At 68.6% G+C, this 23,559-nt stretch carries 19 protein-coding genes; 8 read left to right on the top strand and 11 right to left on the bottom strand.

Features of this window, described 5'->3' with window-relative positions; all coding sequences use genetic code 11:
* Positions 1-10 precede the first annotated feature (10 nt).
* Positions 11-895: an alpha/beta fold hydrolase gene (locus U5809_RS15480; protein ID WP_322087151.1), complete on the bottom strand. Its 885-nt coding sequence runs from the start codon at positions 893-895 to the stop codon at positions 11-13.
* Between the two features lie 192 nt (positions 896-1,087).
* On the opposite strand from U5809_RS15480, the gene U5809_RS15475 reads away from it, so the two are divergent.
* The 5 genes from U5809_RS15475 (at position 1,088) to U5809_RS15455 (ending at position 6,500) form a co-directional block, all read left to right on the top strand.
* Complete coding sequence (locus U5809_RS15475) at positions 1,088-1,420, top strand: hypothetical protein (protein ID WP_282508171.1); 333 nt, start codon at positions 1,088-1,090, stop codon at positions 1,418-1,420.
* A 269-nt stretch (positions 1,421-1,689) separates the two neighbouring features.
* Complete coding sequence (gene hpnD, locus U5809_RS15470; protein WP_282508172.1) at positions 1,690-2,538, top strand: presqualene diphosphate synthase HpnD; 849 nt, start codon at positions 1,690-1,692, stop codon at positions 2,536-2,538.
* A 13-nt stretch (positions 2,539-2,551) separates the two neighbouring features.
* Positions 2,552-3,805 (top strand): hydroxysqualene dehydroxylase HpnE, encoded by a 1,254-nt coding sequence (gene hpnE / locus U5809_RS15465; RefSeq protein ID WP_322087150.1) that lies wholly within the window; start codon positions 2,552-2,554, stop codon positions 3,803-3,805.
* An 11-nt stretch (positions 3,806-3,816) separates the two neighbouring features.
* On the top strand, positions 3,817-5,790 hold the full coding sequence (shc, locus tag U5809_RS15460) for a squalene--hopene cyclase (protein ID WP_322087149.1): 1,974 nt from the start codon (positions 3,817-3,819) through the stop codon (positions 5,788-5,790).
* Between the two features lie 2 nt (positions 5,791-5,792).
* Positions 5,793-6,500, top strand: coding sequence for a phosphorylase (locus tag U5809_RS15455; protein ID WP_322087148.1), 708 nt, complete (start codon positions 5,793-5,795; stop codon positions 6,498-6,500).
* 114 nt (positions 6,501-6,614) lie between these two features.
* Here the strand turns inward: U5809_RS15455 and U5809_RS15450 are convergent, their stop codons facing one another.
* A complete protein-coding gene (locus U5809_RS15450) occupies positions 6,615-7,610 on the bottom strand; it encodes a VacJ family lipoprotein (RefSeq protein WP_322087147.1) in 996 nt (331 codons plus the stop codon).
* Positions 7,603-10,236: an MMPL family transporter gene (locus U5809_RS15445; protein ID WP_322087146.1), complete on the bottom strand. Its 2,634-nt coding sequence runs from the start codon at positions 10,234-10,236 to the stop codon at positions 7,603-7,605. The genes U5809_RS15450 and U5809_RS15445 overlap by 8 nt, the downstream gene beginning before the upstream one ends.
* 310 nt (positions 10,237-10,546) lie before the next feature.
* Between U5809_RS15445 and U5809_RS15440 the strand changes: the two genes are divergently transcribed.
* Positions 10,547-11,143 carry a phospholipid-binding protein MlaC gene (locus U5809_RS15440; RefSeq protein WP_166955807.1) on the top strand — a complete coding sequence of 199 codons (597 nt, stop codon included), beginning with the start codon at positions 10,547-10,549 and terminating at the stop codon, positions 11,141-11,143.
* Between the two features lie 117 nt (positions 11,144-11,260).
* Complete coding sequence (locus tag U5809_RS15435) at positions 11,261-11,509, top strand: hypothetical protein (protein WP_322087145.1); 249 nt, start codon at positions 11,261-11,263, stop codon at positions 11,507-11,509.
* A gap of 75 nt (positions 11,510-11,584) precedes the next feature.
* On the opposite strand, the gene U5809_RS15430 is transcribed toward U5809_RS15435, so the two are convergent.
* The 8 genes from U5809_RS15430 to glcD form a co-directional block, all read right to left on the bottom strand.
* Positions 11,585-12,229 carry a response regulator gene (locus tag U5809_RS15430; protein WP_282508182.1) on the bottom strand — a complete coding sequence of 215 codons (645 nt, stop codon included), beginning with the start codon at positions 12,227-12,229 and terminating at the stop codon, positions 11,585-11,587.
* Between the two features lie 32 nt (positions 12,230-12,261).
* Positions 12,262-13,644, bottom strand: coding sequence for a cache domain-containing protein (locus tag U5809_RS15425; RefSeq protein ID WP_322087144.1), 1,383 nt, complete (start codon positions 13,642-13,644; stop codon positions 12,262-12,264).
* Between the two features lie 132 nt (positions 13,645-13,776).
* Positions 13,777-15,342 carry a diguanylate cyclase gene (locus tag U5809_RS15420; RefSeq protein WP_322087143.1) on the bottom strand — a complete coding sequence of 522 codons (1,566 nt, stop codon included), beginning with the start codon at positions 15,340-15,342 and terminating at the stop codon, positions 13,777-13,779.
* Between the two features lie 567 nt (positions 15,343-15,909).
* Complete coding sequence (locus tag U5809_RS15415; protein ID WP_322087142.1) at positions 15,910-18,084, bottom strand: malate synthase G; 2,175 nt, start codon at positions 18,082-18,084, stop codon at positions 15,910-15,912.
* 44 nt (positions 18,085-18,128) lie between these two features.
* A complete protein-coding gene (locus tag U5809_RS15410) occupies positions 18,129-18,533 on the bottom strand; it encodes a heme-binding protein (protein ID WP_322087141.1) in 405 nt (134 codons plus the stop codon).
* Between the two features lie 20 nt (positions 18,534-18,553).
* Positions 18,554-19,774, bottom strand: a complete 1,221-nt coding sequence (glcF, locus tag U5809_RS15405) for a glycolate oxidase subunit GlcF (RefSeq protein ID WP_322087140.1) — start codon at positions 19,772-19,774, stop codon at positions 18,554-18,556.
* Between the two features lie 24 nt (positions 19,775-19,798).
* Entirely contained in the window at positions 19,799-20,875 is a 1,077-nt protein-coding gene (glcE, locus tag U5809_RS15400) for a glycolate oxidase subunit GlcE (RefSeq protein ID WP_322087139.1), read from the bottom strand.
* Positions 20,875-22,374: a glycolate oxidase subunit GlcD gene (glcD, locus tag U5809_RS15395; RefSeq protein ID WP_322087138.1), complete on the bottom strand. Its 1,500-nt coding sequence runs from the start codon at positions 22,372-22,374 to the stop codon at positions 20,875-20,877. Before glcD ends, glcE begins: the two co-directional genes overlap by 1 nt.
* A gap of 218 nt (positions 22,375-22,592) precedes the next feature.
* Between glcD and glcC the strand changes: the two genes are divergently transcribed.
* Positions 22,593-23,363 carry a transcriptional regulator GlcC gene (gene glcC, locus U5809_RS15390; protein WP_282508193.1) on the top strand — a complete coding sequence of 257 codons (771 nt, stop codon included), beginning with the start codon at positions 22,593-22,595 and terminating at the stop codon, positions 23,361-23,363.
* Positions 23,364-23,559: the final 196 nt, after the last annotated feature.

Genomic DNA, 23,559 nt, shown 5'->3' with positions numbered 1-23,559 from the left:
CCCGCCGCGCTCAGCTTTTCGCGATGTCGGCGAGTACGCCGGCCAGCACGGCCGGCTGCGACATGAACGGCGAATGGCTGCTGTCGAGCTGGTGCACGTGGGTCGGGTTGCCGGGTGCCAGCGCGTCGGCTTCGTCGATGAAGCGCTGCTGCAGCGCGGGCAGGATCACGCGATCCTCGAGACACTTGATGTAATGACGGTCGATTGCGCCCCAGCGCGCGGCGGTGGTCGGGATCGCGGTCGCGAACGGCGCGGCCGGCACGTCGCAGGTCATCAGGTTCGCGACGGCGTCGAAGTCGGCCTGCGGCACGTCTTCATACAGCGCGCGCTTCATCGTGTCGCGATACGCGGCATCGCCGCTTCGCGGGTCGATGCGCAGCGCACCGGCGACGCGCGGACTCGCGAGCATCAGCGGGCCGAGCATCTCGCCCTTGTTCTCCGGCGCGCGTACGTAGTCGAGGCCCGGCACGCCCGAGCCCGGCATGAAGGCCGCGAGATAGACGATCTTCGCGATCTTCTCCGGTGCGCGCTCGGCGGCCGCCGTGATCGCGAGGCCGCCCATGCTGTGCCCGACGAGCACGACCTTGCCGTGGCCGAGCGCATAGGCGTCGTCGACGGCCTGCATCACTTGGGTCGCGTAGTCGTCGAGCGTCGTGTTCGCGACCGGCGACGGTTCGGCGCCGAACGCATCCTTGTCGAGCGGCCGTGCGAGATACGACGCGGGAAAGCGGGCGTTGATGCCGTGCGCGGGCAGGTCGCGCGCGATCGACAGGTGGCCGCGCGCGGCCAGCGCGGCCGCGACGTGCGCGTAGCACCACGCGCCATGCCAGGCGCCGTGCACGAGCACGAAAACGGGATGGCCGGACTGCGGGGTGGCGGTGTCGTTCGTCTCCATGGTGTCCGTATTTTTTCGAGAAAGGTGTCATCTTAGACGAACCGGCCGGCATCCAGAGGCGGACGCGCAGTGCGGTCGCGTGGCCGGTCGCGATCCGTCCCTCTTGTCTCGCGCAGGCAACATTTCGTCCGGATCTGATTTGAATTTGTGCCGAAGCACGCTAACTTGTTGCTTTGCCTGCGATTGCGCCCCATGAACGTCGACTATCTCTTCTACCGGAAGCCGGACAAACCCGGCCCCTATTCGCTCGACGACCTGGGCGACATCGCGCCGCCGATCGGCCCGGGCGACCTGGTGCGAGCGGGCATCGCACGCGTGTTCGAGCAGATCGACTGGAAGGAATCGCCCGACGTGCCGGGCGCGTGGTTCGGCACCGGCGGCGCGGTGTTCCAGTTCACCGCGGAGCCCGACGGCCGTGTGACGAGCTTCATGGGCTCGCGCCTCGAGCGCCGCTCGATGCTGCAACTCACGCGTGAAATGGGGCTCATTGCGCTCGATCTGCAGCGCGATATCGTTTACGGCTGACCCGCCGCCGGCGCCGCACGGCGCCGGTTCCCGCCGAGGCCGGCCGCACCGGGCTGCCGGCGGCCTCCGGCGCCCCGCCGGGCGTGGCGCGTGTCCGCCATCGAACTTCAAAGATTGCTATACTTTCGCCCAATTCCGGCTTCCGGCCGGTAATTTGTGCCTGTCTGCGTCGATCGTTCGCATATCTCGCACGCATTTGACACTCTGACCATCCCAGCCGGGCATGGCTTCTTCAATCGCCCCGCGTGGGTGTCTCCGTGGAGCTCGTCTTGGCCGTTTCCAATTCCGTCGTGGACGAACAAGAAACCGACGCCGCTGCCGTCACATCGGGCAGTTCTTTCTACTTGGCGATGCGCATCCTGCCGGCCGTGCAGCGCGACGCGATGTTCCAGGTCTACGCGTTTTGCCGCGCAGTCGACGACATCGCCGACAGCGACCTGCCGCGCGCGGAGCGCAACGCGGGCCTCGATCGCTGGCGCGCGGACATCGACGCGTGCTTCGCGGGCCGCCCGCCACGCCATCTGGTTGCGCTCGACCGCGAGATCCGCGCATTCAACCTGCAGCGCGCCGATTTCCACGCGATGATCGACGGGATGGCGATGGACGCCGTCGAAGACATCTGCGCGCCCGACGAGCCGACGCTCGACCTCTTCTGCGATCGCGTGGCGAGCGCGGCCGGCCGGCTGTCGGTGAGGATTTTCGGGATGCCGGAAGCCGAAGGGATCGAGCTGTCGCACCACCTCGGCCGCGCACTGCAGCTGACGAACATCCTGCGTGACATCGACGACGACGCGGCGATCAACCGCTGCTACCTGCCGCGCGAGCTGCTCGCACGCGAAGGCATCGCGATCAGCGATCCGGCGACGATCGTGCGCGATCCGGCGCTGCCGCGCGTGTGCGCGACGCTCGTCGAGCGCGCGCTCGAGCACTTCCGCCAGGCCGACGCCGTGATGGATACCTGCTCGCGTGCGCAGGTGAAGGCGCCGCGCATCATGTCGGGCGCGTATCGCTGCATTCTCGAAGCCGCGATCGCACGCGGCTTTGCCTTCCCGCGCGCGCCGCTGCGCAAGCCGAAGGCGCGCATGCTGATGATCGCCGCGCGCTACGCGCTGTTCTGAGTCGACCGAGTCGATGCCCAGAACCGTCCACGTGATCGGCGCCGGCCTTGCCGGCCTGTCGGCCGCGGTCGAGCTGCAACGCCGCGGTCGCCGCATCGTGCTGCACGACGCGCACGCGCTCGCGGGCGGCCGCTGCCGCTCGTGGTTCGACGGGACGCTGAACACGACGCTCGACAGCGGGCTGCACACGGTGTTCGCGGGGCAAGCCGCGACGCAGCGCTACCTGCGCGCGATCGGCGCGGCCGATCAGCTCACGGGGCCCGCGTTGCCTGAATGCGCGGTCGTGGACATCGCGTCGCAGCAGCGCTGGACACTGCGCTTCGGCAACGGGCGCTGGCCGTCGTGGCTGTTCGATGCCGCGTCGCGCGCGCCGGGCACGACGCCGCTCGACTATCTCGCGCTCGCGCCGCTCGCGCTCGCGCGCACGGGCCGCTCACTCGCACAGACGATGCGATGCGACGGCGTGCTGTGGGATCGTTGGCTGCGGCCGTATTTCCTCGGTGTGCTGAACGTCGAGCCGCGCCATGCAAGTGCCGAACTCGCACGCGCCGCGCTGTGCGGCACGTTTGCCGCGGGCGGCCCCGGCAGCCGTCCGCTCGTCGCGCGCCACGGGCTCGGCAGCGCATTCGTCGAACCGGCGCTGCGGATGCTGCAGCACGGCGGCGCGCAGATCCGGCTGAATTCGCGGCTCGACGCATTCGAATTCGGCGCGCACGGCAACGCGGTCGATGCGCTTTCGGTCGGCGGCGAGCGCATCGATCTCGCGCCTGGCGACGCGGTCGTGCTGGCCGTGCCGCCCGAGGTCGCGCGGCCGCTCGTGCCCGAACTCACCGCGCCCGACACGTTCAGCGCGGTCGTGACCGCGTATTTCACGGTCGAATCGCCAGCCGGCAATCCGCAGCAGACGACCGTCGTCAACGGCATCGTCGACGCGGTGCGCACCGGCGGCGGCCAGCTCGCGGCGACGATCCGCGATGCGGGCCGCTGGCTCGACATGCCGCGCGACACACTCGCGCGGCGCATCTGGGAAGACGTCGCGCGCGTGACCGGCGCGAACCCGGAAACCATCCCCGCGTGGCAGCTCGTCGTCGAGCCGCGCGCGGGCTTTGCGGCGGTGCCGTCGCAGGAAATGAAGCGTCCGGCCGTGCGTACGCGCTGGACCAATCTTGTGCTGGCGGGCGACTGGATTGCCACCGGCTTGCCCGCCACGATCGAGGGCGCGATCCGCTCCGGCCAGCTGGCCGCGGACGTGCTCCAGACACAATAAGAGAGGGACCGATGAACGATCTCACCGAAATGGCTACCTTGTCCGCCGGCACCGCGCCGGCCGGCGTCGACGCGGCCGTCGCACGTGCGACCGACGCGCTGCTGGCCGCGCAGCAAGCGGACGGGCACTGGGTCTACGAACTCGAAGCCGATTCGACGATTCCCGCCGAATACGTGCTGCTCGTCCACTATCTCGGCGAGACGCCGAACCTCGAGCTCGAACAGAAGATCGGCGAATATCTGCGCCGCATCCAGCAAGCCGACGGCGGCTGGCCGCTGTTCACCGACGGCGCGCCGAACATCAGCGCGAGCGTGAAGGCGTATTTCGCGCTGAAGGTGATCGGCGACGACGAGAACGCCGAGCACATGCAGCGCGCGCGCAAGGCGATCCACGCGATGGGCGGCGCCGAGATGTCGAACGTGTTCACGCGCATCCAGCTCGCGCTGTACGGTGCGATTCCGTGGCGCGCGGTGCCGATGATGCCGGTCGAGATCATGCTGCTGCCGCAGTGGTTCCCGTTCCACCTGTCCAAGGTGTCGTACTGGGCGCGTACCGTGATCGTGCCGCTGCTCGTGCTGAACGCGAAGCGCCCGATCGCGAAGAACCCGCGCGGCGTGCGCATCGACGAGCTGTTCATCGATCCGCCCGTCAACGCCGGGCTGCTGCCGCGCCAGGGCCACCAGAGCGCCGGCTGGTTCGCATTCTTCCGTGTGGTCGACCATGCGCTGCGCGCGGTCGACGGCCTGTTTCCGAGCTACACGCGCGAACGGGCGATCCGTCAGGCCGTGTCGTTCGTCGACGAGCGCCTGAACGGCGAGGACGGCCTCGGCGCGATCTATCCGGCGATGGCCAACGCGGTGATGATGTACGACGTGCTCGGCTACGCGGAAGATCACCCGAACCGTGCGATCGCGCGCAAGGCGCTCGAGAAGCTGCTCGTCGTGCACGAGGACGAAGCGTACTGCCAGCCGTGCCTGTCGCCGGTGTGGGACACGTCGCTCGCCGCGCACGCGCTGCTCGAGACCGGCGATGCGCGCGCGGAAGAAGCCGTGCTGCGCGGCCTCGAATGGTTGCGACCGCTGCAGATCCTCGACGTGCGCGGCGACTGGATCTCGCGCCGTCCGCACGTGCGGCCCGGCGGCTGGGCGTTCCAGTACGCGAACGCACATTACCCGGACGTCGACGATACGGCCGTGGTCGTGATGGCGATGGATCGCGCGCAGAAGCTCAAGCAGTCGGACACGTATCGCGATTCGATGGCGCGTGCGCGCGAATGGGTCGTCGGCATGCAGAGCAGCGACGGCGGCTGGGGGGCGTTCGAACCGGAAAACACGCAGTACTACCTGAACAACATCCCGTTCTCCGATCACGGTGCGCTGCTCGATCCGCCGACGTCCGACGTGTCGGGCCGCTGCCTGTCGATGCTGTCGCAGCTCGGCGAGACGCCGCTGAACAGCGAGCCGGCCCGCCGCGCGCTCGACTACATGCTGAAGGAACAGGAGCCGGACGGCAGCTGGTATGGCCGCTGGGGGATGAACTACGTGTACGGCACGTGGACGGCGCTGTGCTCGCTGAACGCGGCCGGCCTGACGCCGGACGATCCGCGCATGAAGCGCGGCGCGCAGTGGCTGCTGTCGATCCAGAACAAGGACGGCGGCTGGGGCGAGGACGGCGACAGCTACAAGCTGAACTACCGCGGCTTCGAGCAGGCGCCGAGCACGGCGTCGCAGACGGCCTGGGCGCTGCTCGGCCTGATGGCGGCCGGCGAAGTGAACAACCCGGCCGTGGCACGCGGCGTCGACTACCTGATCGCCCAGCAGAACGAAGAAGGCCTGTGGGACGAGACGCGCTTCACGGCGACGGGCTTCCCGCGCGTGTTCTACCTGCGCTACCACGGCTATCGCAAGTTCTTCCCGCTGTGGGCGCTGGCGCGCTACCGCAACCTGAAGCGCGACAACGCGACGCGCGTCACGGTCGGGATGTGACGGTGGGCGTATCACGACACAACGGCGCATTGCCCGTCATCGCGGTGACGGGGATGGCGTTCGAGGCGCGCATCGCGCGCGGTAACGGCGTCGAGGCCGTGTTCGCTGCGCGCGCCGACCGGCTCGAACGCGCGCTGGCGGACGTGACCGCGCGCGGTTGCGCGGGCATCGTCAGCTTCGGCACGGCGGGCGGGCTCTCGCCCGATCTGGCGCCTGGCGCGCTCGTGATCGCGAGCGCGATCGACGGGCCGTTCGGCCGCGTGGAGACCGATGCGGGCTGGAGCACGCGGCTCGTCGCCTCGCTGCACGACACGCCGGTGTGGGCGCGCGTCACGCGTGGCACGATCGCGGCCGTCGGTGCGCCGGTCGTCAGCGAACAGGAGAAGACGTCGCTGCATCACGCGAAGGGCGCGCTGGCCGTCGACATGGAGTCGCACATCGCGGCGGCCTTCGCGGCGGCGCGCGGCGTGCCGTTCGCGGTGTGCCGCGCGATCGTCGATCCGGCGTGGCGCACGCTGCCGCGCGCGGCGACCGCCGGCCTGCGCGACGACGGCAGCACGGCGATCCTGCCGATCCTGCGTGAATTGCTGAAGCAGCCGTCGCAGCTCGGCCCGCTGCTGCAGGTCGCAAGCGACGCGCGCGCGGCACGCACCACGCTGATCCAGGCGCGCCACGCGTTCGAGCGTACGGGCGCGATGCGGGTCGTCTGAGCGGCTTGCGCCGCGACTTTCTCCCCTCTTCCCGGTTTCGCTGTTTCGTACGGACAAAAAAAGAGCGCTGCGTGATGCAGCGCTCTTTGTCTTTGTGCGGCCGCCGTTGCGGCGTTACTGCGCGGCCGGACTGCTTGCAGGTGCGGCCGGCGTGGCCGGCACGGCCGCCGAACCGGACGACGCCGGCACGGCTGCCGACGCCGCAGCCGGTGCGGCAGCAGGCGCACTGGCGGGCATCGCATTGTCCGCACCTGGATCGTCGTACTGCGGCAATCCCGGCGCGGCCGGCGCGTTGTTCGGCGTCGCGCCCGATGCGCCGCCCGAGTCGCCCGGATCCTCGTAGTTCGGCAGCCCCGGCACGGCCGGTGTCGCGGCCGGCGCGGCGCCCGGCTCACCCGGTTCGTTGTAGGTCGGCGGCGCGGCCGACGACGACTGGCTGCGGTATGTCAGCGACTTGCGCTGCTGCAGGTACGCGTCGCGCACGAACGAATACGGATCGAGCGCGGCCTGCTTCAGCAGGTCGGTCGCGCCGAGCAGGTCCGAGCGCGCGCTGATGAACTGCGCGATGTACATCGGGTTGCGCGCGGCCGGCTCGATGTAGTTCAGCAGGTTGAAGCGCACGTCCACCGCGCGGCCGACGCCATCGCGGATCGTACTCGGCCCGAACACGGGCAGCACGAGGTACGGGCCGGAAGGCACGCCCCAGCGCGCCATCGTCAGCCCGAAATCCTGGTGGTGCTTCGGCAGCCCGGCCGGCGTCGCGATGTCGATCAGGCCGGCGACGCCGAACAGCGAGTTCATCGCCACGCGCATCAGATCCTGCGTCGCATCGGTGATGCGCAACTGCAGCAGGTTGTTCGCCATGTTGCCGAGATCGCCGAGGTTCGAGAAGAAGTTGCTGATCGCGGTCCGCACGGGCGTCGGCGTGATCTTCTGGTACCCCTTCGCGATCGGCTGGGCGATGTTCGTGTCGACCGTGTCGTTGAACGTGTACATCGCCCGGTTCATCGGCTCGAGCGGGTCGTTGGGATTGCGGTTCGGTCCCGTCGCGCAGCCGGACAGCATCGCGCTGGCGGCGACGGTCGCCGCAATGATTCGCACCTTATTCATTGATTCCTTGCGATTGGTTCTTGGCGCGTTTGACGCGCGGTTTGCCCATCAGGACGGGCTGGAACACCACGGCGCCGATCAGCGTGCAGGTCAGGGCCAGCGCGAGCAGTTTGCCCATGCTCGATGTGCCCGGATGGTGCGACAGCCACAGGCTGCCGAATGCGGTCGCCGTCGTCGCGGCGCTGAACAGCACGGCATGCGTGAGGCTCGAGTGCAGCAACCCCGTCTGCCCCGCGCGCCACGCCATCACGAAATACACCTTGAACGCGACGCCGACGCCGAGCATCAGCGGCAGCGCGATGATGTTCGCGAAGTTGAGCGACATGCCGAGCACGACGCACATCTCGAGCGTCACGATGCCCGACACGAGCAGCGGCACCAGCGTGCGCAGCACGTCGCCGAAGCGGCGCAGCGTGACCCACAGCAGGATCGTGATCGAGATGATCGACCACAGCGCGGCATGCAGGAACGCGTTGATGATCGTATCGGCCGAATGCAGGATCGAGATCGGCCCGCCGGTCGCGCCCGGTTCCGCGGCCTTCACCGTTTTCGCGAAACGGCGCAGCATCGTGTCGTCGTTCGGGTCGACGCCCTTCGGCACCTTCGGCGAGATCTGCACGAGCGCGTGGCCGTCCGGCGCGACCCAGTCGCGCACGAGTTGCGGCGGCAGCGTTTCGCGCGTGATGTCCTGCGGCTGCAGCAGCGATGCGAGCTGGTTGAGCGCGATGCGCAGCGTGTCGCCGAACGCGCGCTCGGCGCGGTCGCGCGTCGCGCTGTCGGCGGCCGCGAGCTTCGCGAGCGATGCGGACAGGTGCTGCGCGGCCGCTGCGCCCGGGCCCGGGTGATCTTCGGCCGCGTAGCTCAGCAGGTCCGACACGCGCTTGAGCGCGGCGACGCGCTGCGCATCGGTCGCGGGCGGCGCGGCCGGTTGCGTCAGCGCGGGCAGCAGGTCGCTCGCGGCGGCGGCGATCGCCGCGCGCTTGGCCGGCTGGTCGGCGGGGATGAAGGTCGACAGCGTGGTCGTGCGGCCGACTTCGGGCAGCGCGTCGAGGCGCTTCGCGGCCGCATCGGCTTCGGCGAGCGACGGCGCGAGCAGCGTGACGTCGTTGACGGCCGCTTCCGGGGAATCCTTCAGCGCGAGCAGCGTCGCCATCGATTCGCTGTTCGGATCCTTCAGGTGCAGCGGGTTGAAGTCGAAGCGCAGGAACGCGAGCAGCGGCAGCGCCCCGATCACGACGACGAGCGTGCCGATCAGGATCGGCTTGCGATGGCGATCGAGGTAGTCGTCGACCGGCGCGAGCCACGGGAAGCCCGGCGTCTTCGATTCGCCCGGCGGCGCGAACAGGCGCAACAGCGCAGGCAGTAGCGTGAGCGTGGTCAGCAGTGCGACGAACATCCCGACGCCCGCGATCAGCCCGAGCTCGGACACGCCGCGATACGCGGTGGGGATGAACGAGAAGAAGCTCGCGGCGACGGCCGCGGTGGCCAGCGCGAGCGGCATGCCCATCGAGTGCGCGGCGCCGATCAGCGCGTGATCGATGCGCGGATCGCGGAAGCGTTCCTCGCGGTACTTCACGCCGTACTGGATCGAGAAGTCGACGCCGAGGCCGACGAACAGCACCATGAACGCGACCGAGATCATGTTCAGCGAGCCGACCATCGCGAGGCCGAGCGCCGCGGTCACCACGAGGCCGACGAACAGCGTGACGAGCACCGAGCCGATCATCCGCTTCGAACGCAGTGCCAGCCACAGGATCACGAGCACGGCGAGCAGCGTGAGCGCGCCGTTGAGCGCGGCGCCGTCCTCGACCGACGCGAATTCGTCGTCGGCGAGCGGCTGTTCGCCGGTCAGGCGCACGGCCGCGCCGTAGCGCTTCTCGAGGTCGAGCGAACGCGCCGCATCGCGGATCACCTGGCTCGTTTCCGCGCCGGCCTTCAGTGCGCCGTAGTTGACCACCGGCTGCACGGTGACGAACGCGCGCGCGGGCTGCCGCGCGGCATCGTTGTCGACCAGCGCGCGCCACGAGAACGCGGCCGGCTTGCCGGCCAGCACGTCGTCGACCGTCGCCGCGCTGCGCGCGAGCAGCTTGGCCATCGTCGGCAGTTTCACCTGGCCGGTCAGCAGCGGCTGGCCGAGCGTGGTGGCCAGTGTGGTGGCGAGCCCGGTGAGGCTCGGGTTCTTCGCGAGTTCATTGACGAGCGGGCGCGCGCTCGCGAGCTGCGACGTCGTATCGGAGACTTCCTGCGGCGACAGGAACAGCAAGCCGTTGTGCTCGAAGAACGGCCCGCCGCCGGGCTCGGCAACCTGGCCGATGCGGCCGGCTTCGGCATCCTTCTGCAGCGCTTCGGTCAGCGCATGCGCGGCGGCGTTCGCGAACTCGGGCGCAGGCGCCTCGACGACCGCGAGGATCGTGCCGTTGCGTTGCGGGAACGCCTTGTCGACGGCCTCGCCGAGCGCGGCCCATTGGGGCTCCGCATCGACGAGTTTGCTGATGTCGGTGTTGATCTTGAAATGCTGCGCGACATAGACGCCGCTGAGCGCGGCGATGACGAGCGACAGCACGACGACCCAGACGGGGCGGCGCACCGACCATGCAACGAGTCGGACGATGAGAGATGTCACCATGTGGCGGTGGGGAGCGGCTGGCAAGGGCAAAGTAGCCAAGTATACCGGCGCGGCGTGGCGGCGGTCGTGACGATGGGGGTTTCGGGGCGGGAAGGAGATTTGTTTGCGGTGGTGGAATCGGTACCCGTGACCGGTTCATTTGTATGGGGATATTTACATAGTCGGCGCGGGGCTGCGTTGCGTGTGACAAATGAAGCTGAAAGGTAACAGTCGGTCACCGTGCGGCAACCGGGCGTCAGGCCCGGTATACTTGGCTTCACCGGCCGATGCAAAGAGCCGGTCGTTTTTTCTCACCGAGTGCGATATCCGTATGAAACGTCATCTGTTTGCTTTCGTCGCGGCCGCCGCCGTGTCGGTTTCCGCTTTCGCGCAGAGCGCGCCGGTCGACATCGTCCGCAATGCGGTCGAGGGCACCGTCACCGCGATGAAGGCCGATCCGGCCGCACGCGGCGGCGATATGGCGAAGGTCACGCAGGTCGTCGAGCAGCGCTTCCTGCCCGCGACCAACTTCGAACGCACGACCCGCATCGCGGTCGGCGACGCATGGAAGCAGGCCACGCCGCAACAGCAGCAGGAGCTGTACAAGCAGTTCAAGCTGCTGATGACGCGCACCTACGCCGCGTCGCTCGCGCAGCTCGGAAGCCAGGACGCGAAGTTCTCGTTCAAGGCTGGCGGCGCGTCGGGCGCCGACGCGCTCGTGCAGTCGACGGTCTCGACGCCGGGCGACAGCCAGTCGGTCGGCTATCGTCTCGGCAAGGTCGGCAACGACTGGAAGATCTACGACATCGACATGTCGGGTGCGTGGCTGATCCAGGTCTACCAGGGCCAGTTCAAGAGCCAGCTGGCGTCGGGCGGGATCGACGGCCTGATCGCTTACCTGCAGAAGCACAATTCGCGGACGAACTGACGGGCGTTGCAAGGCCGCGGTCCGGATGCATGAAGGGCGCCCTCGGGCGCCCTTTTTCATGGCTGCGCGCTGCAGCAGGCGCAGGGCCGCGCGCCCGCGGAGGCCGGCTGGCAACCGATGCCGCAGTTCGTGATGACGGCGATCACGGAGATGCTGTTCGGGCGCATCGCGGCGCGCGTTCCGCTGCACACGCTGATGGTTGCCGGGTATGGGGCGATCGGCGCGATGCTCGCGATGATGGTCGGCTTCGGCGCCGGAACTGCTCGGTGCGTATCGGGACGCGATGGCGCACGGGTTTTCGATCGCGGTGTTGTGTTCCGGAATCCTGAGTATGGTGATTGCGGCGATGCTGGTCGTGCAGCGTGAAACGCGCGAGCGGTCCGATCGTGCCGCGATGATGCGTGTGACGTCTTCCCGCCCGGACTGACCCGATGTACCGCCCTACCGCCGCCGATGCTCGACCGCGAACTTGATCAGCTCGGCCTGCCCTTCGATCTCCAGCTTCCGCTTCAGGTTGAGCCGGTGCGTTTCGACCGTGCGCACCGATAGCCCCGTCTGCTGCGCGATCTGCTTGCTCGACAGCCCTTGCGCCAGCGTATCGAGGATGTCGCGTTCGCGCGGCGTCAGCCGATCCAGCGGCGACGCGGTCGCGCTCGCCTGGATCATCCGCGCGGCGAGCCCTTCGCTGAAGAACGTCTGCCCGGCCAGCACCGCGCCGATCGCGCGGACGATCTCGCTCGCGGGCGAATCCTTCAGCAGGTAGCCGCTCGCGCCGGCGCGCACGGCCTGCGTCACGTATTCGGTGTTGTCGTGCATCGACAGCATCAGCACGCGGATGCCCGGAAACCGATCGTGAAACACGCCTGCGAGCGTGATGCCGTTCATCCCGTTCATGCCGACGTCCATCAGCGCGAGATCGGGTTCGAGCGACGCGGCGAGCGCGAGCGCCTCGTCGGCGTTGCCGGCCTCGCCGACCACCGACAGGTCGGCTGCTTCGAGCCGCATCCGCAAGCCGTCGCGCACGAGCGGATGATCGTCGACGAGCAGCAGTCGGGCGGCAGGCCGGGCGGTGTCGGGGGCGCTCATGCGTGAAAGGTCTCCTGTTATGGTGCGTGTCGTCACGCCGCGCTGCGCAGCGGCACGCGCGCGGCGACGATCGTGTGGCCGACCTGCGACGCGATCGTCAGCATGCCGCCGAGCGCGTCGAGGCGCTCGCGCATGTTGCGCAGGCCGATGCCGCGGCGCGCGTCTTCCTGCGAGCGTTCGGCGTCGAAGCCGCAGCCGTTGTCGGCGATGGTGAGCGTGACGGCGTGCGCGCCGACGTCGAGCGTGACGGCCGCGCGCGACGCCTGTGCATGATGCACGATGTTGCTCAGCGCTTCCTGCGCGATCCGGAACAGCGCGGTGTTCACGGCCTCGGGCAGCGGCCGCGCGCCGCTGTGCGCGACCTGCGTATAGCCGATGTCGATGCCGCTTTCCGTGCCGAGTTCGCGCACGAGCTGTTCGAGCGCGGCCGCGAGGCCGAGATCGTCGAGCATCGACGGACGCAGCGCATGCGAGATGCGCCGCACTTCGCGCAGCGTGTCGCCGAGCCGCCCGACACTCGTCGCGAGCGCCTGCTCGGCTTCGGGCACACGCGCCGCGCTGCGCTCGAAACGCGCGAGCGCGGATTCGAGCATCAGCTTCGCGGACACCATCATCTGGCTGATCCCGTCGTGCAGTTCGCGCGACAGCCGCGCGCGTTCCTGCTCCTGCGATTCGACGACGCGCTGCGCGAGCAGCTTGAGCTTCGCGTCTGCGCTGCGCGACTCGCTGACGTTCAGTACCAGCGCGCACACGGCGATCGCCGCCGCGCCGGTCAGGGCGATCGCCGTGAGCCAGCTCATCGTGCGTTCGATGTTCGCGGACGCGCGCGCGTCGATGCGTTGCAGCGCAGTGTCGACGTCGTCGAGATAGATGCCGGTGCCGACCATCCAACCCCAGCGTTCGAGCGCGACGACGTAGCCGAGCTTGGGCGCGACGCGGCCCGTCGACGGCCGCTGCCATGCGTAGCGCACGTAGCCGCCGCCGCTCGACGCCGCGCCGATCAGCTTCTGGATCGTCAGCGCGCCCTGCGGGTCGCGCATCGTCCAGTAGTTGTGGCCGACGCGCTCGGGCTCGCGCGGATGCATCAGCGAATTGCCGTGCAGGTCATACACGAAGAAATAGCCGTCCGGGCCGAAATCCATTTTCTGCAGCATCGCGAGCGCCTGCGTGCGCAGCAGTGCGTCGTCGCGCGCGTTGCGGCCGCTCGCGTCGTAGAGCGGCATGATCGCGCTCGTCGCGAGCTCGACGTAGTGCTTCAGCTCGACTTCCTTGCTCGACAGGTACGCGGCCTGGATCGTCGCGTGCTGCGTGCGCGCGAGCGACGTCGCCTGCTGGCGCACGCCGAAGCCGATGCCGGCGATCGCGAGCAGGAACGGCACGATGGCCAGAAGGAAGATCTTTGCCTTGAGTCTCATGGTGGTACGAGGCGGCCGCGTGCCGGCGCGGGTCGGCCGGGCGCGTCAGCCGCGCGGCGGCGCGGTGGCGTATCGAGCCGACATTGTCGGCGATTTTGCGCGCGGGCGGCAGCGGCCCGGGCGCCCGGGCGCTCAGGCCCGGCGCGATTCGAGGTGGCTGGCGGACGCAGCCGTCTGCACGACGATGCGATTGCGCCCGGCTTCCTTCGCGCGATACAGCGCGTCGTCGGCGAGCTTCAGCGCGCCCTGCATGTCGTCGTCGCATTCGGGATAGCTCGTCGTCACGCCGATGCTCACGGTCAGGCGGCCGACCGTGCCGGCGTCATGCCGGATGCCGAGATCGAGGATGCCCGTGCGGATCGTTTCGGCGATGGTCACCGCGCCGTCCGTGTCGATGTCGGGCAGCACGACGACGAACTCTTCGCCGCCGTAGCGTGCCGCATAGTCGGCCGGGCGGCGCAGGCAGCCGGCGATGCAGTGACCGACCGCGGCGAGCGCGTCGTCGCCGGCCTGATGGCCCTGCGTGTCGTTGTAGCGCTTGAAGTAATCGACGTCGATGAACAGCAGCGACAGCGCGTGCTGCGAACGGGCGGCGCGGCGCCATTCGCGCGCGAGCGTGACATCGAGCATCCGGCGGTTGTCGAGGCCCGTCAGGCCGTCGGTGCGCGCAAGTGCCTGCAATTCGGTTTCCGCGCGGTGGCGCTTGCGCAACTGCACGTCGAGCAGCAGCGACAGGCCGACGAAGCCGATCGCGAGCGCGGCCATCGCGGAGCCGATCGGGATCGCGCGGTCGTACCACGCGGCGTAGGTGTCCGCTTCCGAGCGCGCGACCATGATGATGAGCGGCAGGTGCTCGAGGTGCCGGAACACGTACAGGCGCCGCACGCCGTCGATCGACGCGGTGTCGGCGAAGCTGCCTTCGTTGGCCGTCATGAAGTGCCGGAACGTGCTGGCATGGCTGATGTCGCGGCCGACGATCTTGGGGTCGTACGGCTCGCGCGCGAGCATCTGGCCGGCCGTATTGATCAGCGCGATCGAGCCGCGATCGCCGAGCGACAGCCGCGAGAACAGATTCTGGAAATATTCGAGCCGGATCGACATCACCGCAACACCGCCGAACGACCCGTCGGGTTTCGTGATCCGCCGGCTGAGCGCGATGCTCGGCGAGCCGCCGCGCAGCCGCGAATGATACGGCGGGCTGACGTACAGGCCGACGTCGGGGTGGTCGCGGTGCACGGCGAAGTACGGTTCGTTGGCGAAGTTGGCCTTGCGCGGCACGTCGCTCTTGCCGTCGACCGAGATGTCGCCCTTTGCATCGAGCACGTAGATGCCGCCGAGGTACTTGGCCGTCGTCGCGCGGTCGAACAGCACCTGGCGACGCAGCGGCATCGGCAGCTTGACGACTTCGGGGTCGTTCTCGCCTTCGACGACGGCCTGCAGCGACAGCGAATAGATCTCGATGTTGCGCTCGATGTCCCACGACGCCATCAGCGCCAGGTTCTGCTGCGTCGCGATCGAGCGGTCGCGCGCGTCGATGCGGCCTTCGTACAGCACGATTCCGCACAGCAGCAGCAGGAGCAGCGCGATCAGCAGCCCGGTATAGAAGATCAGGTGCGGCAGCAGGAACCTGCGCAAATGCGCGGCGACACGGCTCGTCAGGCCGGATTCGCTGGGCATTGCGTAGTCGGTTTCTGCCATGGTCCGAGGATCGATGGGCATCGTCGCCAGGCGGCGGGCCGATGCGATTGTTTGTATGACGTGTCGGCGGCGATCCGGTGCGCGGCCCTCCGGCGCCTCCCCGCCTTTCGGCGGAGAAAATGGGCACCGATTATCGGCAATCGCGGCCAGATAAACCGGTAAATCAACGATTCACCGGCGACATCTGCCGTGATTCGACGATCCGGCGAATCGGGCGGCGCGGATTCAACGGAGTATAACGCGCGTGTCCGCGTGCGCGGAAAATGTTGCGACCCGTTGATCCGGATCAAATTACCGTGAATTCCCGGGCTTGCGAATATCGGTCAGAGCGTTACAGCGTAAGGCTTTGCGGTATGGCGGACGCATCCGCGCCGCGCATGCCCGGCGATTCCGCCGGTTTAACGGCGGGCGGGCGCGAAACTTGAATGCGCGCGATATGTACCGATTATCGGATTCAACGGACGATTTCAACAGCCGTGTGAACGCGAATATGAAAACGGGCGGCCGCGAGGGCCGCCCGTTTCGTGACGCCGGCAGGCATGCAGGTCAGGCCCGCATGCGCATGCCTCAAGCGCCGTGCTGTTGCGCCTTGAACGCGAGGCGGAACCGGTGCAGCAGCGGCTCGGTGTAACCGCTCGGTTGCGACGTGCCCTGCAGCGCGAGCGCGCACGCGGCCTTGAACGCGGTCGACTGGTCGTAGCCGGGCGCCATCGGTCGATAGTTCGGGTCGCCGGCGTTCTGCTGGTCGACGACGCGCGCCATCCGCTTGAACACGTCGAGCACGAAGGCCTCGGTGATCACGCCGTGGCGCAGCCAGTTCGCGATGTGCTGGCTCGAAATGCGCAGCGTTGCACGGTCCTCCATCAGGCCGACGTCGTGGATGTCGGGCACCTTCGAGCAGCCGACGCCCTGTTCGACCCAGCGCACGACGTAGCCGAGGATGCCCTGCGCGTTGTTCTCGACTTCGCTCAGGATCTCGGCCTCGCTCCACTGGGCGCGCTCGACGACCGGCACGGTCAGCAGGCCTTCGAGCAGCGTGTCGCGTTCGCTCGCGTACGGCGTTTTCTCGAGTTCCTGCTGGACGGTTTGCACGTCGACGAGGTGGTAGTGCAGCGCGTGCAGCGTCGCGGCGGTCGGCGACGGCACCCAGGCGGTGTTCGCGCCGGCGCGCGGATGCGCGATCTTCTGCTCGAGCATCGCGTGCATCAGGTCCGGCATCGCCCACATGCCCTTGCCGATCTGTGCGCGGCCGCGCAGGCCGGCCGACAGGCCCGCGAGCACGTTGTTGCGCTCGTACGACTGGATCCACGCCGACGACTTCATGTCGCCCTTGCGGATCATCGGGCCCGCTTCCATCGCGGTGTGCATTTCGTCGCCGGTGCGGTCGAGGAAGCCGGTGTTGATGAACGCGACACGCTCGGCGGCGGCGGCGATACACGCGGCGAGGTTCACGCTGGTGCGGCGCTCCTCGTCCATGATGCCCATCTTCAGCGTGTTGCGCGGCAGGCCGTACAGATCCTCGATGCGTGCGAACAGCGTATCGGCGAACGCGACTTCGACCGGGCCATGCATCTTCGGCTTCACGATGTAGATCGAGCCCGTGCGCGAATTGCGCTTCGCCTTCAGGTCGTGCAGCGAGCACAGCACCGTGACGACGCCGTCGAGGATGCCTTCCGGAATCTCGTTGCCGTCGCGGTCGAGCACCGCGCCGTTGGTCATCAGGTGGCCGACGTTGCGCACGAACAGCAGCGAGCGGCCGTGCAGCGACAGCGTGCCGCCATCGGGCGTCGTGTACTCGCGGTCGGCGTTCAGGCGGCGCGTGAAGGTCTTGCCGCCCTTCGCGACTTCCTCGATCAGCGTGCCCTGCATCAGGCCGAGCCAGTTGCGGTAAAGCTGGACCTTGTCGTCGGCGTCGACCGCCGCGACCGAATCCTCGCAGTCGATGATGGTGCTGACCGCGGCTTCGAGCACGACGTCCTTCACGTTCGCGAGATCGGCGCGGCCGATCGGCGTCGATGCGTCGATCTGGATCTCGAGGTGCAGGCCGTTGTGCTTCAGCAGGATCGCGGACGGTGCGTCGGCCGCGCCCTGGTAGCCGACGAACTGCGCCGGTTGCGCGAGGCCCACGATTCCCTTCGCGGTTTCGACGGCGAGCTGGCCGTCCTGCACGCGGTAGCGCAGTGCATCGCGGTGCGAACCGCTCGCGAGCGGCGCTGCGTTGTCGAGCACGTTGCGCGCGTAGTCGATCACGCGCTGGCCGCGCGTCGGGTTGTAGGCCGAGGTGCGTTCGGCGCCGCCGTCTTCAGGCAGCGCATCGGTGCCGTACAGCGCGTCGTACAGGCTGCCCCAGCGGGCGTTCGCGGCGTTCAGCGCATAGCGTGCGTTCGACAGCGGCACGACGAGCTGCGGGCCGGCCTGCGTGGCGATCTCGCTGTCGACGTTCGCGGTGGCTGCCGCGACGTTCGACGGGACCGGCACGAGGTAGCCGATTTGTTCGAGGAACGCGCGGTACGCGGCGTGGTCGCGTACGGGGCCCGGATGTGCACGGTGCCACGCGTCGAGTTCCAGCTGCAGGCGGTCGCGTTCCGCGAGCAGTTCGCGGTTGCGCGGCGCGAGGTCGTGCACCAGGGCCGAGAAACCGCTCCAGAACGCGGCCTTGTCGATGCCGGTGCCCGGCAGCGCTTCGTTTTCAATGAACTGGCTCAGCGCTGGCGCGACTTGCAGTCCTGCTTGGTCGATCATCGTTAATCCTCCCGGGGAAAAATGCGCGCGCGCGGCTTGGCTGGTTATGTCGCGACGCTTTGTGTGCCGGCGCGGGCGATCTGCGCGTCCTGTTCGGACTTTACGCCAGACACGCCGATCGCGCCCGCGATCCGGCCGCCGACCGTGATCGGCACGCCGCCTTCGAGCAACCCCGTCAGCGGCACGCTGAGAAACGCGGTGCGGCCACCGTTGATCATATCCTCATACGCCTTCGTCTCGCGACGGCCGAGCGCTGCCGCGCGCGCCTTGTCCTGCGCGATGTAGCTGCTGGCCGGCGATGCGCCGTTCAGCCGCGCGAACGCGAGCAGGTGGCCGCCATCGTCGACGACGGCGATCGACACGGCCCAGCCGTGGCGTTCCGCTTCGGCTCGGGCGGCGGCGAGCATGCGATCGGCGTCGTCGAGTTCGAGTTCGGGTTTCGTTTGCATGGAGGTCCTCCGGAATCAGGTCAGTTGACGAGTCGGTTGTCGACGAGTTCGATCCAGTGGCGCACGGGCGTGCGCCCCGCGCCGTTCAGGTGAGTCTGGCAGCCGACGTTGGCCGTGACAATCAGGTCCGGCTGCGCGGCTTCGAGCGCATCGAGCCTGTTGTCGCGCAGTTTCGTCGCGAGTTCGGGCTGCGTCAGCGAATACGTGCCGGCCGAGCCGCAGCACAGATGGCCGTCGGCGACATTCGTCAGATTGAAGCCGAGCCGCGTCAGGATGTTTTCCACCGCGCCGCCGAGGCGCTGCGCGTGCTGCAGCGTGCACGGGCAGTGGACCGCGACGCGGCGCGCCGTCGCATCGGCCAGCGCGTCGAGCGGCTCGGCCGCGATCACTTCCGCGAGGTCGCGTGCGAGCGCGCTGACGCGCCGCGCCTTCTCTGCATAGACGGGGTCGGAGCGCAGCAGGTCGCCGTATTCCTTGACGAACGCGCCGCAGCCGCTTGCCGTCAGCACGATCGCGTCCGCACCGGCCTCGATCGCCGGCCACCACGCGTCGATATTGCGGCGCGCGCGGGCGAGGCCGGCATCCTGCGCGTTGAGGTGATATTCGGTCGCGCCGCAGCAGCCGGCTTCGCGTGCCGGCGTGACACTGATGCCGAGCCGGTCCAGCACGCGCGCGGCGGCCGCGTTGGTGTTCGGCGACAGCGACGGCTGCACGCAGCCTTCGAGCATCAGCACGCGCCGCGCGTGACGCACGGCCGGGCGCGGCGCGGCGGCGGGAACGGCGGCCGGGATCTTGTCCTGCAGCGTGCCGGGCAGCAGCGGGCGCAGTGCGCGGCCGGCCTTCAGCAATGCGGCGAACGTCGCGGGGCGCGGCACGACGTGACGCAGCCCCGCGCGCAGCAGACGTTCGCGCGCGGGCCGCGGCGCACGCTTCTCGGCTTCCGCGCGGCCGATGTCGAGCAGCGTGTGATAACGCACGCCGGACGGGCAGGTCGTCTCGCAGTTCCGGCACGTCAGGCAGCGGTCGAGATGCTGCTGCGTGCGCTCGCCGCACGGCTCGCCTTCGAGCAGTTGCTTGATCAGGTAGATGCGGCCGCGCGGCCCGTCGAGCTCGTTGCCGAGCACCTGGTAGGTCGGGCAGGTCGCGTTGCAGAAGCCGCAGTGCACGCACGCGCGCAGGATCGCTTCCGCTTCGTCGGCCCGGGCGAGGGCCTTGCTTGCTTCGCTGAGATTGGTTTGCATCGGCGGGTCGGGATCGGGTTCGCGTCAGAAGTCGGCGTAGAGCCGGCCGGGATTGAAAATCGCATGCGGGTCGAGCTGTGACTTGAGCTGCCGGTGGACACGCAGCAACGCGGGCGGCAGCGGCTGGAACGGCTCGTGCGTGATGCCCGGCGTGAAGCAGGTCGCGTGGCCGCCCGATTGCGCGGCGAGCCGCTGCACGTCGGCCGGCGCGGCGTCGCTCTTCAGCCAGCGCTGTGCGCCGCCCCAGTCGACGAGCTGCGCGCCCGGCAACGCGTCGAGCGGCGCGGCAGCAGGCACCGATACACGCCACAGCGGGCGTGGATCGTCGAAGAACGGCAGCGCAAGATCGCGCAGCCGTGCCCAGAACGCGTCGCCGGTGTCGTCCATCGGATCGCCGCCGATCGTGCCGCGAGCGGCCTTCACCGAGCCTTCTCCGCCTTCGATCCGTACGCGCAGCACGCCGTCCGTGTGGCACGCGCCCGCGAGCGGCAGCCCCGCGCGCCGCCATGCGGCCACGCGCTGCACGGCTTCACCGGCCGTGAGCGCCAATGCGAGATCGCACGTCGCGCGCGGTTTCGGCAGCACTTTCAGCGACACCTCGGTCACGACGCCGAGGCAGCCGAAGCTGCCCGCGAGCAACCGCGACACGTCGTAGCCCGCGACGTTCTTCATCACTTCGCCGCCGAAACGCAGGTGTTTCGCGTGGCCGGTGATCACGCGGCAGCCGAGCACGAAGTCGCGCACCGCGCCGGCCCACGGGCGGCGCGGCCCCGACAGCGCCGCCGCGAACATCCCGCCGACCGTGGCCGCGCCGCCGAACGACGGCGGCTCGCACGGCAGCATCTGGCCGGCCGCGTCGAGCATCGCTTCGAGATCGGCGAGCGGCGTGCCCGCGCGCGCGGTGACGACGAGTTCGGTCGGGTCGTACGAGACGACGCCGCGATGCGTGCGTACGTCGAGCGTGCGGCCTTCGACGGGGCGGCCGAGGAACGCCTTCGTGCCGGCGCCGCGGATGTGCAGCGGCTGGCGGTCGTGGAGCGCGGCGTCGACCTGCGCAACGAGCGCCGCGCTGTCGTCGATCGATTCGATGTCACGTCGCATCAGAAGCGCTCCAGTTCGGGAAACGGCAGCTTGCCGTGATGGACGTGCATCGCGCCGAATTCGGCGCAGCGGTGCAGCGTCGGGATGTTCTTGCCGGGATTGAGCAGGCCCTGTGGATCGAAAGCGGCCTTCACCGCGTGGAAGAACGTGATTTCGTCGGCGTTGAACTGCACGCACATCTGGTTGATCTTCTCGCGCCCGACGCCGTGCTCGCCGGTGATGCTGCCGCCCGCCGCGACGCACAGCTCGAGGATCTTTCCGCCCAGCGCTTCCGCGCGGTCGAGTTCGCCCGGGCGGTTCGCGTCGAACAGGATCAGCGGATGCATGTTGCCGTCGCCCGCGTGGAACACGTTCGCGACCGGCAGCCCGTATTCGGCGGACAACGCGGCGATCCCTTCGAGCACGCGCGGCAATTCGCGGCGCGGGATCGTGCCGTCCATGCAGTAGTAGTCGGGCGACATGCGGCCGACCGCGGGGAACGCGTTCTTGCGGCCGGCCCAGAAACGCTGGCGCTCGGCTTCGTCGCGCGCCACGCGGATCTCGGTGGCGCCCGCGTCGCGCAGCAATGCGGCGACGCGTTCGGCATCCTCGTCGACGTCGCTTGCCGCGCCGTCGAGTTCGCACAGCAGGATCGCCTGCGCATCGACCGGGTAGCCCGCGTGGATGAAATCCTCGGCCGCGCGGATCGCGAGGTTGTCCATCATCTCGAGGCCGCCGGGAATCACGCCCGCGCCGATGATCCGCGCGACCGCGGCGCCGGCCTCGGCGACGTCGTCGAAGCTCGCCATCAGCACCTTCACGCTCGGCGGTTTCGGCAGCAGCTTCACGGTCACTTCGGTGACGATGCCGAGCATCCCTTCGGAGCCGGTGAACAGCGCGAGCAGGTCGAAGCCCGGTGCGTCGAGCGCATCGGCGCCGAGTGTGAGCGTATCGCCGTCGATCGTCAGGATCTCGACCTTCAGGATGTTGTGCACCGTGAGCCCGTATTTCAGGCAGTGCACGCCGCCCGCGTTCTCGGCGACGTTGCCGCCGATCGAGCACGCGATCTGCGACGACGGATCGGGTGCGTAGTAAAGGCCGTGCGGCGCGACCGCCTGCGAGATCGCGAGGTTGCGCACGCCGGGCTGCACGCGCGCGATGCCGGCATCGGGGTCGATGTCGAGAATCCGGTTGAACTTCGCCATCACGAGCAGGAGGCCTTTTGCGAGCGGCATCGCGCCACCCGACAGCCCCGTGCCCGCGCCGCGCGCGACGACCGGCACGCCGAGCGCGGCCGCGACGCGCAGCACCGCGCGCACCTGCTCGACCGTATCGGGCAGCACGACCGCGAGCGGCACCGTGCGGTACGCGGCGAGGCCGTCGCATTCGAACGGCTTGAGCGCCTCGCGTTCGTGCAGCACGTCGAGGCCGGGCGCCGCCGCGTGCAGCGCGGCGACGAGCGTGTCACGGCTGACGGTCGCCAGCGGGCCGTCGATCCGTTCGTCGTAGATGAAACTCATCGGTCTGTCTCCACCATGCGGGCGGCCGCGCGATGCGCGACACGCCGGAAGGAGGGGATTCTTGGCGGGCTGCGCCAGCGTGTCCAGACGTCTTGCAGGTGGTCATACCAGTTTTTGTACTGGCTCTTTCGAGGTATTCACATCGGGTCATGGAATTCCAATTGAAACAAGGCTTTGTGCGAAAATCTCCGGTATCCGTCCAAAGTGGTCATACCAGTATGGAAATGCAGGATCGAGAAGGGCCGGCGCGGCGCGTGGCCGATGTCGTCGCCGAACGGATCGAGCAACTGATCGTCGACGGCGTGCTGAAGGCCGGGCAGGCGCTGCCGTCCGAGCGCCGGCTGACCGAGAAACTCGGCGTGTCTCGCACGGCCGTGCGCGAAGGGATGAAGCTGCTGCACGCGCGCGGGATCATCGACACGATGCACGGCAAGGGCTCGTTCGTCGCGAGCCTGACCCCGCAGCGCGAGACCACGCCGATGATGCATCTGCTCGGCTCGCAGCCGCGCACGCTGTACGACCTGTTCGAGGTACGCGGGATGCTCGAGGCCGAAGCTGCCCGGCTCGCGGCGTTGCGCGGCACGCCGGCCGATTTCATCCTGATCAGGCGTCGCTACGAGGAAATGACCGCGGCCGACGCGCAGGATCTCGACCCTGCCGCGCGTGCGAAGCTCGATCACGCGTTTCATCTCGCGATCTGCGAGGCGTCGCACAACCCGGTGCTCGTCAATACGCTGCAGTCGCTGACCGACCTGCTGCTCAGTTCGGTGTTCGCTTCGGTGAACAACCTCTATCACCGCGAACCGCTGAAGAAGCAGATCGACCGCCAACATGCGCGGCTCTACAACGCGGTCACGGGGCGGCTGCCCGACCAGGCACGCAAGGCCGCGAGCGAACATATCCGCCAGTGCGTCGAGTATCTGCGCGAGATCGAGCAGGAGGAGCAGCGGCTCGTGCGTTCGACGTTACGGCTCGAAGGGTGGACTTGAGCAGGCGCCGGCGCGTTCGTGCGATGACATGAATCAAGCGAAGTGCGTCGACGATGCGGTTTGATTGGCTGTTGCATCATAATGTGATGTATTCGGCAGACGGCATCCTCGGATTTGCACGTTCGTGCAACGCGCACCGTGTACCGTCGCATGTATTACGCCATCGATCCCGACAGGAGGATGCTGCATGTCGATT

The sequence above is a fragment of the Burkholderia sp. BCC1999 genome, from assembly GCF_905339975.1.
Taxonomy (GTDB): domain Bacteria; phylum Pseudomonadota; class Gammaproteobacteria; order Burkholderiales; family Burkholderiaceae; genus Burkholderia.
Note: the sequence above shows the minus strand (reverse complement) of the source record. Positions and strands in the feature narration are given on the sequence as shown.

Coding starts and splice junctions, on each gene's coding strand:
- U5809_RS15480 (WP_322087151.1), bottom strand. CDS start 895: ATGGAGACGAACGACACCGCCACCCCGCAGTCCGGCCATCCCGTTTTC.
- U5809_RS15475 (WP_282508171.1), top strand. CDS start 1,088: ATGAACGTCGACTATCTCTTCTACCGGAAGCCGGACAAACCCGGCCCC.
- hpnE (WP_322087150.1), top strand. CDS start 2,552: ATGCCCAGAACCGTCCACGTGATCGGCGCCGGCCTTGCCGGCCTGTCG.
- shc (WP_322087149.1), top strand. CDS start 3,817: ATGAACGATCTCACCGAAATGGCTACCTTGTCCGCCGGCACCGCGCCG.
- U5809_RS15450 (WP_322087147.1), bottom strand. CDS start 7,610: ATGAATAAGGTGCGAATCATTGCGGCGACCGTCGCCGCCAGCGCGATG.
- U5809_RS15445 (WP_322087146.1), bottom strand. CDS start 10,236: ATGGTGACATCTCTCATCGTCCGACTCGTTGCATGGTCGGTGCGCCGC.
- U5809_RS15440 (WP_166955807.1), top strand. CDS start 10,547: ATGAAACGTCATCTGTTTGCTTTCGTCGCGGCCGCCGCCGTGTCGGTT.
- U5809_RS15435 (WP_322087145.1), top strand. CDS start 11,261: ATGCCGCAGTTCGTGATGACGGCGATCACGGAGATGCTGTTCGGGCGC.
- U5809_RS15430 (WP_282508182.1), bottom strand. CDS start 12,229: ATGAGCGCCCCCGACACCGCCCGGCCTGCCGCCCGACTGCTGCTCGTC.
- U5809_RS15425 (WP_322087144.1), bottom strand. CDS start 13,644: ATGAGACTCAAGGCAAAGATCTTCCTTCTGGCCATCGTGCCGTTCCTG.
- U5809_RS15420 (WP_322087143.1), bottom strand. CDS start 15,342: ATGGCAGAAACCGACTACGCAATGCCCAGCGAATCCGGCCTGACGAGC.
- U5809_RS15415 (WP_322087142.1), bottom strand. CDS start 18,084: ATGATCGACCAAGCAGGACTGCAAGTCGCGCCAGCGCTGAGCCAGTTC.
- U5809_RS15410 (WP_322087141.1), bottom strand. CDS start 18,533: ATGCAAACGAAACCCGAACTCGAACTCGACGACGCCGATCGCATGCTC.
- glcF (WP_322087140.1), bottom strand. CDS start 19,774: ATGCAAACCAATCTCAGCGAAGCAAGCAAGGCCCTCGCCCGGGCCGAC.
- glcE (WP_322087139.1), bottom strand. CDS start 20,875: ATGCGACGTGACATCGAATCGATCGACGACAGCGCGGCGCTCGTTGCG.
- glcD (WP_322087138.1), bottom strand. CDS start 22,374: ATGAGTTTCATCTACGACGAACGGATCGACGGCCCGCTGGCGACCGTC.
- glcC (WP_282508193.1), top strand. CDS start 22,593: ATGGAAATGCAGGATCGAGAAGGGCCGGCGCGGCGCGTGGCCGATGTC.